The organism is Myxococcus sp. AB036A (assembly GCF_006547355.1).
Lineage (GTDB): Bacteria > Myxococcota > Myxococcia > Myxococcales > Myxococcaceae > Myxococcus > Myxococcus virescens.
This window is the reverse complement of the sequence record NZ_VHLC01000025.1, coordinates 36,182-51,565: the sequence shown is the minus strand read 5'-3', so window position 1 is coordinate 51,565 and position 15,384 is coordinate 36,182. Positions and strand designations below refer to the sequence as shown.

General features: G+C 68.1%; 13 protein-coding genes and 1 pseudogene. 9 read left to right on the top strand and 5 right to left on the bottom strand.

The genetic code is table 11. The features are described 5' to 3' along the window. Window positions 1-80: 80 nt before the first annotated feature. Window positions 81-1,529: an EGF domain-containing protein gene (locus FL344_RS13155; RefSeq protein WP_194863092.1), complete on the bottom strand. Its 1,449-nt coding sequence runs from the start codon at window positions 1,527-1,529 to the stop codon at window positions 81-83. 453 nt (window positions 1,530-1,982) lie between these two features. On the opposite strand from FL344_RS13155, the gene FL344_RS13150 reads away from it, so the two are divergent. Further along, a complete protein-coding gene (locus FL344_RS13150; RefSeq protein ID WP_228564996.1) occupies window positions 1,983-2,369 on the top strand; it encodes a hypothetical protein in 387 nt (128 codons plus the stop codon). 637 nt (window positions 2,370-3,006) lie between these two features. Here FL344_RS13150 and FL344_RS13145 read toward each other — a convergent pair. Then, window positions 3,007-3,483 carry a hypothetical protein gene (locus FL344_RS13145; protein WP_141618766.1) on the bottom strand — a complete coding sequence of 159 codons (477 nt, stop codon included), beginning with the start codon at window positions 3,481-3,483 and terminating at the stop codon, window positions 3,007-3,009. A 166-nt stretch (window positions 3,484-3,649) separates the two neighbouring features. Between FL344_RS13145 and FL344_RS13140 the strand changes: the two are divergent. From FL344_RS13140 to FL344_RS13130, 3 genes and pseudogenes are all read left to right on the top strand, one after another. Next, window positions 3,650-4,356: pseudogene (locus FL344_RS13140) on the top strand (IS701 family transposase). Window positions 4,357-4,551: 195 nt separating this feature from the next. Next, window positions 4,552-4,947: a hypothetical protein gene (locus FL344_RS13135; RefSeq protein ID WP_141618764.1), complete on the top strand. Its 396-nt coding sequence runs from the start codon at window positions 4,552-4,554 to the stop codon at window positions 4,945-4,947. 121 nt (window positions 4,948-5,068) lie between these two features. Next, a complete protein-coding gene (locus FL344_RS13130; RefSeq protein ID WP_141592033.1) occupies window positions 5,069-6,106 on the top strand; it encodes a PA0069 family radical SAM protein in 1,038 nt (345 codons plus the stop codon). A gap of 22 nt (window positions 6,107-6,128) precedes the next feature. On the opposite strand, the gene FL344_RS13125 is transcribed toward FL344_RS13130, so the two are convergent. The 3 genes from FL344_RS13125 to serC form a co-directional block, all read right to left on the bottom strand. Then, window positions 6,129-6,377, bottom strand: a complete 249-nt coding sequence (locus FL344_RS13125; protein WP_011554924.1) for a GlsB/YeaQ/YmgE family stress response membrane protein — start codon at window positions 6,375-6,377, stop codon at window positions 6,129-6,131. A gap of 183 nt (window positions 6,378-6,560) precedes the next feature. Further along, entirely contained in the window at window positions 6,561-7,118 is a 558-nt protein-coding gene (locus FL344_RS13120) for a chalcone isomerase family protein (protein WP_011554925.1), read from the bottom strand. A gap of 41 nt (window positions 7,119-7,159) precedes the next feature. Next, window positions 7,160-8,248 carry a 3-phosphoserine/phosphohydroxythreonine transaminase gene (gene serC, locus FL344_RS13115; RefSeq protein WP_141618763.1) on the bottom strand — a complete coding sequence of 363 codons (1,089 nt, stop codon included), beginning with the start codon at window positions 8,246-8,248 and terminating at the stop codon, window positions 7,160-7,162. A 159-nt stretch (window positions 8,249-8,407) separates the two neighbouring features. On the opposite strand from serC, the gene FL344_RS13110 reads away from it, so the two are divergent. The 5 genes from FL344_RS13110 to FL344_RS13090 are packed head-to-tail and all read left to right on the top strand — an operon-like array spanning window position 8,408 to window position 15,374. Then, a complete protein-coding gene (locus FL344_RS13110) occupies window positions 8,408-8,983 on the top strand; it encodes an RNA polymerase sigma factor (RefSeq protein WP_141592035.1) in 576 nt (191 codons plus the stop codon). A 6-nt stretch (window positions 8,984-8,989) separates the two neighbouring features. Continuing rightward, window positions 8,990-9,808: a hypothetical protein gene (locus FL344_RS13105; protein ID WP_228564995.1), complete on the top strand. Its 819-nt coding sequence runs from the start codon at window positions 8,990-8,992 to the stop codon at window positions 9,806-9,808. A 10-nt stretch (window positions 9,809-9,818) separates the two neighbouring features. Continuing rightward, complete coding sequence (locus FL344_RS13100) at window positions 9,819-11,462, top strand: caspase family protein (protein WP_141618761.1); 1,644 nt, start codon at window positions 9,819-9,821, stop codon at window positions 11,460-11,462. Next, entirely contained in the window at window positions 11,462-12,586 is a 1,125-nt protein-coding gene (locus FL344_RS13095; RefSeq protein WP_141618760.1) for a carboxypeptidase-like regulatory domain-containing protein, read from the top strand. Before FL344_RS13100 ends, FL344_RS13095 begins: the two co-directional genes overlap by 1 nt. A gap of 37 nt (window positions 12,587-12,623) precedes the next feature. Beyond that, entirely contained in the window at window positions 12,624-15,374 is a 2,751-nt protein-coding gene (locus FL344_RS13090; RefSeq protein WP_228564994.1) for a PKD domain-containing protein, read from the top strand. Window positions 15,375-15,384 lie beyond the last annotated feature (10 nt).

Here is a 15,384-nt window from a genome sequence, read left to right as displayed (position 1 = left end):
GGAAAGTAACCCATCACCTCGTCCCTCGCGGCGACAGGTGGTGCCGCGAGGGACGAGGTCCCATCAGCACATGACGCCCTCTACGGACCACCGGGGTACGTGAAGGACACGACGTGCGTCGGGTGCTCCGGGGAGCATTCGGCCCCCAGGTCGGCGCTGGTGGCGGCGCTCCAGACAATCAGGTCCGGCCGCCCGAGCCACCTCACCGTGACGGTGTACGAGACGGGATTCTCAGCGCTGGGCGGCGGAGAAAAACCCGCCGCCTTGAAGCAGACGTCGTACTGGCCAGCCGGCGGGGGCGCACCAGCGTTCCAGATGACCCGCTCCGGCCCCCACCCGGCTGACGCAATCCGGTCCAGCGTCCCATAGTCCGTTTCAATGCCGGGCCCCCGGTTGCCGCCGTAGATGAGCTTCCCCGAGGGAGTCCGGACGACGAGGTCTCCATCACCCGCGCGCGCCCACGACGTGGCGATTTGCAGCTTGATGCCATCCGCCACACAAGCGCTTTCCAAGCAGGTCTGCCCAGCGTCACAAACATTTCCACAGGCGCCGCAGTTGGACGCATCCGACGACACATCCACACACTGCGAGCCGCACTGCACCGTGGGCGACTGACAGGCACCAGCCACGCAGGTGTAGGCACCGGGCGTGTTCACGCACAGCTCGCCCACCTGGCACACGGCCGTCCCATTCGCGCACTCGTCGATGTCGTCGCACGTCCAGCCATTGCCCGAGTAGCCCGGCTTGCACGTGCAGTTGTAGCTCCCCGGCGTGTTCGTACAGGTTGCATTCACCGAGCACTGGGAGGTGCCATTCGTACATTCGTTGACGTCGGTGCAGACACTGGGCTGCGTGCCGGAGCAGGAGTAGCCCGGCGCCACCTGGCAACCAGCACCGCAGCCATCTCCCGATACCAGATTGCCATCATCACACTGCTCCTCCGTATCCACCTGGCCATTGCCGCAGAAGACACCCCCTCCAAAGCCCATGTCCTCCACGGCATCCACGCTGTACAGGGCGGCCAGCCCACCGCGCAGCCGCACGTACCGGTAGGGCGTCGCGCTGCTGAAAGGCACCAGCGCGGAGTGCGTCCCAATGCCCAGGTCCACGAGGGCCGCCTGCCCCGTGCTGATGAGGCTCAGGTCCTCCCGAAGGAAGTCCACCTGGGCAATCACCGACAGCGACAGCCCCCGGTAGTAGATGCGCAGGGGGCCCGTGCCCGCCTCCCCCTCGCCCATGTCCAGCAGCAGTGAGCCCCCCAGAAGGCCCAAGAAGCTGGCGACATTCCCATCAGGCGCACCCACCGCATTTCCTGGATTGATGACGGCGATGACACCACTCTGGACGACCAGGTTGGCGTAGGGGTCAGGCGCCAACGCCGACACCTTCGAGGACGAGCCGACCTCCGTCAAAGCCTCTCCGGCAACAAGGGACTCCTCCTCCACCTGAGGCCCACAGGCGGCCAACATTCCGAACGCCAAGGCCATGCGCATCCATCGCCACTCGCGGGCCAGTCGACGAACATCCATTATCTGCTCCATTCCACGTGAATTGGGGGATGGCGGCACGGCACGAGGACAATCACAACGAAGCGCCGCCAATCCATAGCTAGGTACGAAGCGCCGGCGTGGCCTCAAACACATGCGCGCTGACCTTGAGACACGCATTCCATTGGACAGCATTTTCGCCCGACGGCTCCGCGGCGAACACCATGCGACATCCCCCCTGGACATGGGGGCCGGCACCTTCATGCCAGCGGGAGAGAATCCTCTCAATTCTCGAAAGTGAAGAAGCCAATCCATGGAGCGATTCCATGGATGCCATCCTTGATGAACACACCGCGACGATGCGTGTTTCAATGCGTGTCCGTCATGAGCAACCTCACCCGTCGTTCACGCTGACACATGCCTCGAGAACCTCCCGTCGTCCTACCCGTCTCTCTGTCGTTGCTCCGGCATGCGAACCCGTGGGCGCTGCTTCTCGTGAAGGAGGAAGGCTATCCGCTCGCCACCGCCGCCCTCCTCTCCGAACGCTACGCCTTGAAGAGCGATGAGAAGCCCTTCGTGCGAAAGCTCCTCGGCCGCAAACGGAACCTGTGGATCTTCCGCTGTGACCAGCGTCGCTTCGCGGGAGACTTCGTCATCGTGGACATGGCGGAGCCCCGGCCCGCTCGACGCCGGGTAGTGGTGCTCGACCTGAAAATGGGGGCGCCCCTCGTCCTCGGCGAAGGAGGAGCCGGCATGCAGCTCACCCACGCGCAGGACGCGGTGGACGGTGTCGCGGCGCGCAAGGGGCTCATCGCACCAGGCACGCCCTACGTACTGGCCACGGGCGGAAAGGACGCCATGCTCGCGTACCTGGGCGCGTAAGAATTTCAGACGCGACTGAGAGTCGCCGCTTCCATAGGCGGACCCGAGCCCGAAACAAGTGTGCTATGTCGAGCTTTTCAACGGACTCAAGGCGCCATGCAGTGACGCTTCGGGACAGGGCCTCAAGTGAACGCCTCCAGCGAGAGACGGTTCGTGCTGGTGAGCCGCGAATCCCAGATGGCCTTGTTGGCGGAAGAGCGTCTTGCTCGACTCAAGCAGTGGCTCCCTGGCCACCTTCGTCAGCACTTCGAGGAGAAGCTCGCTGGCAAGGATGCGCGCGCTCTTCGGGGACGGCTTCGAAGCGCTGCTTCCCTGGACGCGTGACGCCCATGTCGCTCCCGCTTGCGTCGAGGTCTGTAAAGCGAGTCGACCAGCCAACCGCCCTACCGAGGAAGAGGACAGCTGGAGTTCTCTGCGTCATTCCGCTGGCCTCGAACGCTTTCGCGACGCGCACCCACTCCGGCTTCTCCACCTGCATCGACATGCACAGCAGCGCCCCCTGTGCTCCGCTACCTCGACAATCCTTCACGGCATGTCGTTGGCCGGACGGTTACGGCGCGACGGCACACCCTCAAAAATGAACAAGCCAGGGGCGAAGGTTTGTAGAACAGTCCCGAGGAGAAGAAGCGCGTCGTCCTCAACACATCGGCGAATCTTGAATTTTCGCCACCTGCTGACGGCAATCCTCGGCGGGGGCGTATGGGTCATAGTCTGACATGACTCGTGCCCGCTCCGGAAACAAGAGCTGGAGATTCTGAAACCCAATGCACCTGCGGGAGACCGAATCAGACCGCATCATCTGAAACACTTCCCCTTCCAGCGACGCCCAATCCTCCCCCCGCCTGTTCAACTCATCCAGGATTATGCCCGAAATATAGTATTCATCGACCAGCCGCTGCTTCAAGGCGACCGAATCGGCCCCGCTGAGGTCTTTCCTCAAGGCTCGCAGGGAGAGAGTGTACGGGAGAACGCCCAGCCACCATCCAAGCGCCATCCCCGCCAATGCCCCTCCCACTCCACCTCCCATGCCTGCGAGATGGAAACCGGCCAGCCCGACCAGCAGGGCACCAGCGACTAATGACACCCACCGTATCAGTCCAAAGAGGGTGAACACCTGCGGTCTCCTTCCTGAAACACACCGACATGAGTGCCGCCCAACGAACTCGCATTGAGCAGCACTCAAAACACCTCAAGGACGCTGCTGATTCGGCACGGGAGCAGTTTCCCTTCCCAACAAGGAGCCTGCCAAACCGCCTCCTCCCAGGGCAAGGCCATGGTGGATGACATGCCGATTCCGCAGGCGCGAAGCACATGCCGCCGCAGTGGAGTACGTAAGGGCGTTGCTGGGTCGCGCGCAGCGGAAGAATGCGTGGGGCCTTTCAGAGGACGCGGAGCACCCCACCCCGTATGCCTTCCAGCACCTGCTGCTACGCGCGAAGTGGGACGCGGACTCGGTGCGCGACGTCTTGGAGTACGCCCGAAGGAGCCTGGGGAAGGCGGCGTGTTGGCGGTGGACGAGACGGGCTTCTTGAAGAAGGGAGACAAGTCCGTCGGAGTCGCGCGCCAGTACACCGCCACGGCGGGCAAAATCGAGAATGCACGGGGAGGCGTCTTTCTCTCGTATGCCACGCCCCGCGGGCACGCGCTGGTGGACAGGGAGTTGTGCCTGCCAGTAGCCTGGACACAGGACGCGGCGCACCGTGACGCAGGCGGCATCCCAGACGATGCCGACTTCGAGTCCAAGCCAGCCCTTGCTCAAGGCCTGCTGCAACGGGCATTGGCCTCAGGACTGAAGCAGGCATGGGTGGTGGGCGACGAAGTCTACAGGCGTGACAGCACGTTGCGACACTTCCTGGAGGGATTGCGCCAACGCAGCGTCCTCAGACGGAACATCGGCGTCTGCTGCTGCGGCGTCCCTCGCATCGCATCCTCCGATGCGATTGATGCCTGGTGCGCGCCCAGTCCCGGTTTCCTCGCGCCATTGTAACGGCCAGGCGCGAAGCAAATCTGGCACTCACCTGAAGGGCTGGGTCAGCTCTCGCCGCCATCGCAACGCGTCATCCAACGATGCAATCCGTTTCACCCCACCGGGTGTCAAAAACACACCATTTACATTAAGTGAAAACCCCCATACACACCGCGCGTTCCCAATTCGGGAACAACTCGCAATGAGGGGGAAGTCATGAAGAAGTTCAATACGCTGGGAGTTGTGAGTCTGCTGTCTCTGGCTGCCGTTGGCTGCGGTGGGGAGTACACGCCGGAGGAAGAGCAGGCCATGCAGCAGCCTGAGCTGAGCGAAGTGGAGCAGGCCATGGAGTCCGCGTGGATTGACGCTGGTCAGACGCGCGATTTCTCGACCTGGCTGTTCGGCGTGACGCCGTTCTCCATCCAGAACGTCGGTACCGCCCCCACGTCGTATTACGCGTACTGCGGGAGCAACAACATCTCCGGTACCGTCAACGTCGGCCAGACGCACAGCAACCTGAACCTCAACTGCGCGTGGCCCGGGGCGCGGCTCTACGTGAGCAACACGAGCGGCACCGTCGGCACCCACAAGCTCTACGTCTGGACCTGGTAGCGCGCTGTTTCAGCAGCCCACCATCCGGATGGCGCACTGGGGGAACTCTCTGCAGGGGGTTCCCTCTTTTCAGGGTCGCTCGCCCCTTGACTGAACGTGCTTTCAGGCCCACGGTGGGCGCATGAAGGCGCGTCCCATCGACAATCCGCCCAACCCCTGGGCGAGCACCGCGGTGGAGTACCTGGACGAAATCCCGCCGTCCAAGCTGGAGGTCTTCGAGGACCACAGCCGGCAGGTGCTGTCGCACAACGACAGCCCGGACGTGGGGTTCAGCTGGAGCGTCAACCCGTACCGGGGCTGCCTCCACGCCTGCGCGTACTGCTACGCGCGGCCCACGCACCAGTACCTGGACATGGGCGCGGGCACCGACTTCGAGACGAAGCTGGTGGTGAAGCCCCGGGCGCCGGAGCTGCTCCGCGAGTCCTTCGAGAAACCCTCCTGGAAGGGTGAGACCGTCGTCTTCAGCGGCGTCACCGACTGCTACCAGCCGCTGGAGGCCTCCTTACGGCTGACGCGACGCTGCCTGGAGGTCTGCGCCGAGTACCGCAACCCGGTGGGCATCATCACCAAGGGCGTGCTCGTCGAACGGGACTTGGACGTCCTCCAACGGCTGGCCCGGGACGCCCGCCTGTGGGTCAGCATCAGCCTCCCCTTCCACAACGCGGAGCTGGCCCGGGCCATGGAGCCCTATGCCGCCTCCCCCATGCGCCGGCTGCTGACCATCCGCCGGCTCACCGAGGCGGGCATCGACGTGGCGGTGTCGGTGGCACCCATCATCCCGGGCCTCAATGACGAGGACATCCACCGCGTGCTGGCCGCGGCACGTGAAGCTGGCGCCACCCGCGCGCACCACATCCTGGTGCGGCTGCCCGGCCCGGTGAAGGACGTCTTCGCGGAGCGGCTGCGCGCGAAGCTGCCCCTGCGCGCGGAACGAGTGCTCCACCGCATCCGGGAAACCCGCGGCGGGGAGCTCAACGACAGCCGCTTCAAGCACCGCATGCGCGGTGACGGCCTCTACGCGGAGACCATCCACCGCCTCTTCCACACGGCGGCGCGCAAGGTGGGCATCCGCGCCTCTTACATCACCGAGGACGCCCCGGACACCTTCCGGCGCCCGGAGCGCAAGCCGCCGCCCACGCCGCAGCTCAGTCTCTTCTGAGCGCGCACGCGGGCGGCGGGCGTCATTTCCGGATGGCTTGGACGATGGTGATGAGGATGACGGAGCCCACCGTCGCCACCAGCAGTGACCAGAGGTTGAAGCCCGTCACCCCGGTGCCGCCCATCAGACTGAAAATCCAGCCGCCAATCATGGCCCCGACGATGCCGGTGGCGATGTTGGCGAACATGCCCATGCGGGCGTTGGTGCCCTTGATGATGCTGGCCAGCCAGCCCGCGATGCCACCCAGCACCAACCACGTACAGATTCCCATGACGACCTCCTTCGTGCCCTCCGGTTGCTATCAGACCTCCCGCCCTCGCGCAGCGGCCGGCCGTCCTCATCTTGTACGCGCGGGCCACGGAGGCATTGCATCCGGCCCCTGAAACGACGACGCCCCGTGCCTCGCTCGGAGACACGGGGCATCCACGCCGCACGTGGCGCGCACCGGAGTCACTCAGTCCTTGCCGAGCATCCCGTCACGCAGGCTGCCATCCACCGGGCTCTTGCCCACGAAGACGGAGAAGAGCGCGTCGGAGAAGTCCTTGCCCTCGACGGAGATCTCCTTGCCCGTCTTGCTGGACACCTGCGTGCCCTGGCCGGGGATGTACGTGAGGATGAGCTCGTCACCCTTCTTCACGTCCGGGATGGCCGCGTTGAAGGTGTCCAGCTTGGGCTGGAGCTCCGGCAGCTTGGAGCCCGCGTTCTTCTTGAAGCCGTCGCCAATGGCATCGACGATGGTCTTCTTGTCCAGGTCCCGCAGCATGTACATGCGCACGCGCTTGATCTGGTCCGAGCTGATGATGGCGGCGCCATCCTTGGACGGCGTCTCCAGGTAGAGCCCCGCCGTGTAGACCTTGAACACCAGCTTGCTGCGCAGGCCCACGCCGTTGAGCTTCAGCTCCTTGCCGGCAACGGACGCGGTCTCCGGGTACTTCACCCCCGCGACCTCCTTGGCGAAGGCCGGAGCGGCGAACATCAGGGACAGCACGACGGCGGTCAGCGTGGCTTTCATGAATCCTCCGGGTGTGGGTAATCCGTGCGGTTGGACGCAGCCTACCCGCGCGTCTTCACGAAGTGGTCCATGAAGGCGGCCAGCGTGCGCACATTCTCCACGCTCACCGCGTTGTACATCGAAACGCGGATTCCTCCGGCCGTCCGGTGCCCCTTGAGGCCCACCATTCCTTGCTGCTTCGCGTCAGCGACGAAGGCCGCCTCCAACGCTTCCGTGGGCAACTGGAAGACAGCGTTCATCACTGAACGGGACTCGCGCTCCACCGGCGCGAGGTAGAATTCCGGGTGCCGGTCCACGGCCCCGTAGAGCAACGCCGCTTTCTCCCGGTTCCACTGCTCCAGTTGCACGAGCCCCCCCACCGACTGAATCCAGGCCAGGACGTTGCGCACCAGGTAGATGGCCAGGGTAGGCGGCGTGTTGTAGAGCGAGTTGTTCTCCGCGTGGGTGGTGTAGCGGAAGATCTTCGGAATGTCCGTCCGCCCCCGCGCGATGAACGCCTTGTCGGCCACCACCAGCGTCACGCCGGAGGGCCCCAGGTTCTTCTGCGCGCCCGCGTAGATGAGGCCGAAGCGGCTGACATCGAAGCCCTTCCACAGGAAGTCCGAGCTCATGTCCGCCACCAAGGGCACGTTCCCCACGTCCGGGAAGGTGTGCCACTGGGTGCCGAAGATGGTGTTGTTGCTCGTCAGGTGGACATACGCCGCGTTCGACTCGAAGCGCAGCTCATCCTGGCGGGGCACCCGCGTGTAGCGCTTGTCCGGCTGCGCCGTGCTCACCGCGACGCGCGGCGTGCCGTAGTACTTCGCCTCGTCGAAGGCCTTCTCGCTCCACACGCCCGTCATGAGGTAGTCCGCGCTGGCGCCGGGCCGCAGGAAGTTCATCGGCACCTGGGCGAACTGCTGCGAGGCGCCGCCGGTGAGGAACAGGACCTGGTGGGTGTCGGGAATCCCCAGCAGCCGGGTCAACAGGGAGATGGCTTCGTCGTGGACCCCCTCGTATTCCCGCCCCCGGTGGCTGTGCTCCATCACCGACATGCCGGAGCCCTGGAAGTCAATCAGTTCGTCCCGAGCCCGCTCGAGGGCCGGTAGTGGCAATCCGGCCGGGCCGGCATTGAAGTTGATGACGCGCATGTCAGTGTCCCTTCTTGAAATGAACGGCCGCGGCGACATTCTTCCCCCCAGCGCCCCCCCGGGTGCCAGCGAGAAGAAGGTTGCCCGCTTGCTTCCATGGAGACGGTAGCGTCCACCGGCCCTGTGGCCGGCGGGCCTTTAAGAGGGTCTGGAGGACAGGTGGGTGCGTCGGAGGGACTGACGGATTGGGTGCGGCGGGCAGCGCATGGGGAGGCGTCTGCCTATAGCGAAATCTACCGGCGCACACGCCCCCTGGTGGCGCGGCTGGTGGGAGGCTTCGCCCAACTGGACTCGGATGAGGTGGAGGACGTCATCCAGGAGACCTTCGTCCGGGCGTTCCGGGCGCTCCCGCGGCTGAAGGAGCCCGGGGCCTTCGAGTCATGGCTGCTGTCCATTGCCCGAAACCGGGCCCGGACGCGGCTGGAGCGGAAGTCCAGTACCCGGCGGCTGGAGGAGGACGTGGCGGACCCGGAACCGGAACCGGTCCCCCACATTCCCGAGGCGCTGCAACTGGAGCGTGACATCGAGGTGGTGCGGCGACTCATCGCGGAGCTGCCCGAGGGCGAGGAGAAACGGACGGTGCACCTCTTCTACGTGGAGGGTGAGCTGTCCGCGCGGGAGATTGCGGAGAAGCTGGGCGTGGGAAAAAGCGCGGTGACGATGCGGCTGGAGCGGTTCCGGTCTCGAATCAAGCGCGAGCTGCTGCGGCGAGTCCTCGCCGGCCGGTGGGAGTGAGTGTTCATGAAACACCTGAACGATGGCGCACTGGGCGCCCTTTCCCGCCGAGAGCCCGAGGCCGTGGCCTACTTCGCCACGCACCTGGCGCACCCGTGTGAGACGTGCGAGGCGTTCCTCGCCACGCACCCGGGCCCGGGCCTGCTCGACGGCCAGGTGGACTCGCTGCTGCTGGGGCTCGCTCCGACGGGCGCGTCCGCCCCGCCCCTGGATGACGTGGGTCTGGCGCGCGTGCGGCGCGCGCTGCGAGCCCATCGGCCCGCGGCCGGGCACTGGGGCCTGGTCGCCGGAGGACTTGCCGCGTGCCTGCTGGCGGTGGTGTTGCTGCCCCGCATGCGGGCGGCGAACCCGGCCGGCCAGGAAGGCTCCGCGGTGGAATGGACGGGTGAGAAGGGACGCCTGGCACGCATCGCCCTGGAGCTGTCGGTGGTGGCACGCGACAGCGCGGGAGTCCTGCGGCGTCTGGACCCGGGCAGCCTGGTGGAGGATTCGGATGTGTTGCTCCTGCGCTACCACGCCACCGAGGCGGGCACCGCCCTGCTCTTCGAGCAACGGCAGGGCGCGGCGCCGGAGCTGCTGGGCCACTTTCCCCTGGTCGCGGGCACCCACGACCTGCAGGGGCCGCAGGGGCTCGCGGGCGTGAGCCTCGCGGGAGAGGAAGGCCCGGTGACGCTGTGGCTGGTGGGCTCCACCGGTGAGCCGCCTGAGGCCGAGACGGTCAGTGAAATGTTGGAGGGACGAAACGGGGCAGGCCCCGAGGGTCAGGACCCACTGGCCATCATCCGGTTCGACGTGAGCGTGCGAAGCAGCCAGAATCGTCCTTGAACGGTTCCACGTGAGGCGACTCCTTCCCATCCTGCTGGCCTGCCTGGCCGCGTGCGCGACGCCCTCCTCCTCCGGGGAGAAGGGCGGACTCGTCCCGCTGAAGCTCGATGAAGCGTCGCTGTCCAGCGCCTACAAGCCGCGCCGGATGGCCCTGCTGGTGGGCATCGCCTCGTTCGACGACCCGCGCTGGAAGGGGCTGCGCTACACCGTCAAGGATGCCCATGACCTGGGCGCCGCGCTGAAGGACCCCGCGCGCGGCGGGTTCGACCAGGTGCGCATGCTCACCCGCCGCGAGGAGACGACGCGCGAGGCCATCCTCGCGGCGCTCCGGCAGCTCAAAAAGGAGGCGAGCCGGCCCGACGACGTGGTGGTCGTCTACTTCTCCGCGCACGGCACGCTGGCGCGCGACGCGAAGGGCGAGCTGCGGCGCTACCTCGTCACCCGCGACGCGGCCTACCGGGACATTCCCCAGACGGCGCTGAGCATGGACACGCTGAAGGAGGAGTTCGACGGGCTGGCCAGCCGGCGCCGCATGCTGGTGCTGGCCACCTGCCACAGCGGCAGCGGCAAGTCGTTGCTGCCCAAGGAATTGAAGGCGGAGCTGGAGGGCATCAAGTCCGGCTTCTACGCCCGGCCGCTGGAGGAGTCGTCGCGCGCGTCCATGGTCTTCGCCGCCTGCGACTGGGGCGAGACGGCGCGCGAGGACGAGAGCCTGCGCAACGACATCTACACCCACTTCCTCATCGACGGCTTGAGCGGCGCGGCGGACCGCAATGGTGATGGCGCCGTCACTGCCACTGAAGCCCACGACCACGCACGCCGCCGCACCTTCGCCTTCACCGAGGGGCGGCAGCGGCCGTCGGCGGAAATCATGGAAGTGGGCGCGGACCCCGTGGTGCTCTCCGGCAGCATCACCCGGACGGGCCGCCCCGAGCTGTTCTCCTACAACCCGCGCCTGGACGGCTTCACGCTCAAGGTGGACGGCGAGGAGCGCACGGACCTGCCCGGCGGCGCGGCGGTGGCGCCCGGCAAGCGGACGGTGGAGCTGACCAAGGGCGACGCCGTCCTCATGCGCCGCGACGTGGAGGTGGGCCAGGGGGACCGTCTCCCCCTGGAGCGACTGATGGCGGAGGCCTTCCCGCGGCGCTCGCTGTCGCTGCTGGGCGGCCTGTTCAGCTTCGCGGATGCCCGCAGCCGCGCGGAGCTGCTGCCCATGTCCCCCGAAGTCGCCCTGTCATTGCGGCTGGAGGACCAGCCGCTTCAGGATTTCGGACTGCTCTTCGACGTGGCCTTCAGCACCGGCGACCGGGCCCTGCAGCTGACGCCGGGCAGCGAGGTGCCCTTCCGCTACACCACCATCTCCGCGGGCGTGGCCCTTCCCTACCTGTGGCGCTGGGAGCGGCTGACGTTGTTCGCGGGGCCGCGTGTGGCCGGCCTGCACCTCAGGCGGTCCTTTGACGTAGAGGCCGCCGTCAACGGGCAGCGGTTCTTTACCGTCAGCCCCGGCGTCGTGGGCGGCATCGTGTGGCGGGTGGGTGAGCGGCTGGAGCTGATGACACAGGCCCAGTTCATGCTGACGTATGTCGTTGTGGATGGGCAGGGGCAGGCCGTGGGTTTCACGGGTGGCTGGGCCGGCGCGGGATATCGATTCTGATGCGCTCGACGATTCACATCGCGGTAGCCACCCTCGTGGCCTGCTGCGCCGCGGGCTGCGGCAACCTGGAGAACGCCCCCTTCCGGGTGGGCACCGTGCATGGGCAGCTCACGGAGAGCGACCCCGCGGTGGCCATGGTGTCGCTGGTGGGCCAACCCGGCGTGAGCAGCCCTGTCGACGCGGACGGGCGCTTCACCCTGGAAGACGTGCCCACGGGGATGGCGGAGCTCTTCATCATCGCCACGACCGAAAAGGCCGCCCGCGTCCAGGTGAGGGTATTGGGAGGCCAGTCCGTCCAGGTGCAACCGGTGGCGCCCACGCCCGCGGGCTTCCTCGACTTGCACGTGAAGACGACCAACGGCTTCCGGCTGTCCGCGGCGGAGGCGTCCGTGGAGGGCACGCCCTTCCAGCGGCTGCTGCTGGACGCGAGGGGGCGGCTGCGCGTGGGGCCCCTTCCGGACGGCTGCTACACGGTGACGGTGACGGCCCTGGGATTTCCAGCCACCCAGGCCCAGGACTGCGCGGGCCCGGGAGAGAAGAAGGAGCTCAAGGTCGACCTGGTGGTGGACGAGTCGCTCCTCGACCTGGGCTGCCAGGAGATTGGCTGCGAGGACGGCCTGGTGTGCGCGCCGAACAAGAAGTGCCTGGAGTGCTTCGGCAACTCGCACTGCGGCGAGGGATTGACCTGCAAGGGCAACCGCTGCGAGGGCCCGGGTCCCCTGTGCGCGCCCTGCACGGGTGACTGGCAATGCGCCGCAGGGGCGCACTGCGAGGCGCTGCCCGAAGGAAGCGCCGCGTGCGCCACCCGGTGTGGCGGCGACGATGACGTCCCCCCCTCCGTCGAGGCCCCGCCGGACGACGTTGGGTCGGCACAGTGCGCGCCGGGCTTCACCTGCCAGTCCGGGCGGTGCCTGCCGGATGCCGCGAACTTCGCGGGCTGCCATGCCCTGCGGCGCATGGACGCGCCCTGCACCGACGACGCGAGCTGCCACGAGCTGGGACTGCTCGAAGGGCGCTGTGTCAGCGGGGCCTGCACGGCGCCCTGCGCAACGGACCTCGATTGCCCGGGCAGCCGGCGGTGCGTGGATTCATCGGCGGGCCGCGTCTGCCAGGCCGGGACGTGACCCCGTGGCGAGCCAAGGCCCTCCTCGGCTCCGCCTCGTGCTGGTCCCGCTGTACGCCGCCACGTTGTGGGGCTGTGGGCCAGTCCCCCGCCCTCCGTCAACGCCGGACAACACGCCTCCCCGGCTCGAAGTCAGCCCCACCCTGGACATCATCCCGGTGCGCGTGGGCCAGGCCGTGGAGTTCGCGGCCACCGTCGAGGATGCGGAGGAAGGCGCAGCGTTGGGCGCCAACGTGCTGTGGGTGTCCTCCGTCGAAGGGCAACTGGCCCGCGGCGAGCGCGCCACCCTCGCCTTCCGCGAACCCGGAGCGCAGCGGCTGACCGCCTCGGTGGTGGACGCCGGTGGACTGGCCGCGAGCGCGTCACTCCACCTGAACGTCCTCGCGCGGGGGGCTCCCGTGGCCACCGTGCTGCACCCCGCGCCGGGCAGCACCTTCAACCTCGGCGAGGTGCTGGGCCTGGAGTGCATGGCGATGACGGAGCGTGGCGTGCGGCTCCAGGGGCGCGCGGTGCAGTGGACGTCCGCGCTGTCCGGACCGCTGCCTGCCGGCGACGTGGTGCGGGCGACCTTGTCCGTGGCCGGCGAGGACACCCTCCGCTGCACCGCGGTGGACTCCGCCACGAAGGTCTCCGCCACCGCCGAAGTGCGCGTCACCGTCCGCGCCACGCGCGCCCCCAGCGTGCGCATCCTCCGGCCCGAGCCCACGGAAATCTTCGTGAAGCAAGGCGAGGCCCCGCCCCACGGCGCCTCCGTCCGCTTCGCGGCCACCGCCCAGGACTTCCACGCCGAGGGAGGCGCGGGCAACCTGGACGGCGCGGTGGAGTGGAGCCTCGCGCCCTCGGGGCAACCGCTGGGCCGAGGCCCGGCCCTGACACACGCCTTCACCACGCCCGGCGTCTACACGGTGAGGGCGCGAGTGGTGGATGGGCGCGGCAACACCGCCTCGGACAGCGTGCGGGTGCGGCTGGTCACCAACCTCCCGCCCCGGTGCGAGCTGGAGCTCCCCACGACCGAGAATCCACGCGTGCTCGTGGGCGTCCCCAGCCGGCTGCGGGCCCACTGCGTGGACCCGGAGACGGAGCAACCGGTGGAGCCCATCTGGACCACCAGCGCCGAGCCCACGCCCCTGGGCACGGGTGAAGCCGTGAGCGCCGTGCTGTCCCTGGCCGGTGCGCAGGTGTTGTCCGCGTGCGCCGTGGACCCGGAGGACACCGCGTTGCGCGGCTGCGTGGAACGGCCGGTGCGCGCCATCATCAACACGCCGCCCACGGGCTGCTCCATCCAGGCACCGCTTCCGAACGCGGTGGTGAACGCGGGTGTGCCGCTGACGCTCACGGGTTCGGCGTCGGACGCGGAGGATGCGCGGACCGGCCTGCGCTACACGTGGGTGTCCTCGCGGGACGGAGCACTGGCCCAGGGTCCGAGCACGCACACCGTCCGCCTGTCCACGCCCGGCCACCACGTGCTGACGCTCACCGCGACGGACCCGTGGGGACTGGCCTGCGCGGCGGCCGTGGCCGTCACCGTGAACGGCGCGCCCGACGTGCGGGTGGAGAGCGTGATGCAAGGACTGCTGGATTGCAGCAGAGGCCCATGCATGGAGGGGCAACCCGTGGTCCTCACCGGCTTCGCGAGGCCCGCCGCCCCCCAGGGCCACATCGCGGAGCTGGCGTGGCTGGACAACCTGGCGGGGAGCCTCTTGCCGGTCGCGCAGCCGGTGCCCACCGCCACCCTCACCTTCCCCCTCGCCGGTCGCCATACGACGGTGCTGGCGGCCACCGACCACGACGGCGCGATGAGCCGCGCGGCGACGTCCTTCACGGTGCTGCCGCTGGGACGCGCGCGGTTGATGGAGGACGTCCCGGACGCGCAGCGGCCCGTGGTGGCTCTGGCACTCACCCCGGACGGGCTCCGCTACGCGGATGGCACTTCTTCCCGCGTGTATGCGGAGCGTGCGTCCACGACGGTGCTGGACGTGAATGCCCCGGCCCTGTCGCTCCATGCGTTTCAAGGTGGCAACGTGCTCTTCGTGGGCACCGACGGCGGCGGCGTGCTCCGGTGCGTCCAGCGCACCTGCACCCGGCACGCGGGCGCCATGCTGGGGGCCACGGGCGCGGCGGTGACCGCGGTGGCCGCATGGGAATCCCCGGACGTGCTGCTGCTGGGCACCCGCCGGGGCCTGGTCCTCACACGCGCGAGCGACCCCGCATCCGGAGGACGCGCGGGCACCGTGGGAGGCCGCCGCCTGCTGGAGGGACGCGAGGTGCGCCAGCTCGCCATCTCCCCGGACTCCAGCCCGGAACGCGTGACGGCCTGGGCGGCCACGTCGGACGGCCTGGCGGAAATCACCATCTGGGCGGACGACGACTTCGAGCCCGGGCTCGCCGACGTCTCGGTGCGGCTTCACGCTCCGCCCGCCATCCCCGATGACGACGTCCTCTCCGTGGCCGTGGGGCCGGAGGGCCAGGTGTTCGCCGGCACGAGGAAGGGCTTCAGCGCGCTGGGGCAACCCGGTCCCGCGCTGCGCGACGCCCCCTGGAGACTGCAGGACGAGGAGATTCGCACGCTCCACTTCGAACGGCAGGCCGTGGACGCGCGCACCCGGGACATCCTCTGGGCCGGCACGAAGAACGGGCTGGTGCGTTATGACGTGTCAGCAGACATCGCCACCCACTTCGGAACGGAAGAGGGCTTGCCGGACCCGGACGTGAGCGCCCTGCTGGTGGCTCCGGGAGGACCGCGCTACGTGGGCACGGCGAGAGGTCTGGTGACGTACCCGTGGCACTGAGCGCCCAGAC

Excerpts from the sequence above, each read along its gene's own strand:
- FL344_RS13130 (WP_141592033.1), top strand. The coding sequence starts at position 5,069 with ATGAAGGCGCGTCCCATCGACAATCCGCCCAACCCCTGGGCGAGCACC.
- FL344_RS13155 (WP_194863092.1), bottom strand. The coding sequence starts at position 1,529 with ATGGATGTTCGTCGACTGGCCCGCGAGTGGCGATGGATGCGCATGGCC.
- FL344_RS13125 (WP_011554924.1), bottom strand. The coding sequence starts at position 6,377 with ATGGGAATCTGTACGTGGTTGGTGCTGGGTGGCATCGCGGGCTGGCTG.
- serC (WP_141618763.1), bottom strand. The coding sequence starts at position 8,248 with ATGCGCGTCATCAACTTCAATGCCGGCCCGGCCGGATTGCCACTACCG.
- FL344_RS13135 (WP_141618764.1), top strand. The coding sequence starts at position 4,552 with ATGAAGAAGTTCAATACGCTGGGAGTTGTGAGTCTGCTGTCTCTGGCT.
- FL344_RS13095 (WP_141618760.1), top strand. The coding sequence starts at position 11,462 with ATGCGCTCGACGATTCACATCGCGGTAGCCACCCTCGTGGCCTGCTGC.
- FL344_RS13105 (WP_228564995.1), top strand. The coding sequence starts at position 8,990 with ATGAAACACCTGAACGATGGCGCACTGGGCGCCCTTTCCCGCCGAGAG.
- FL344_RS13120 (WP_011554925.1), bottom strand. The coding sequence starts at position 7,118 with ATGAAAGCCACGCTGACCGCCGTCGTGCTGTCCCTGATGTTCGCCGCT.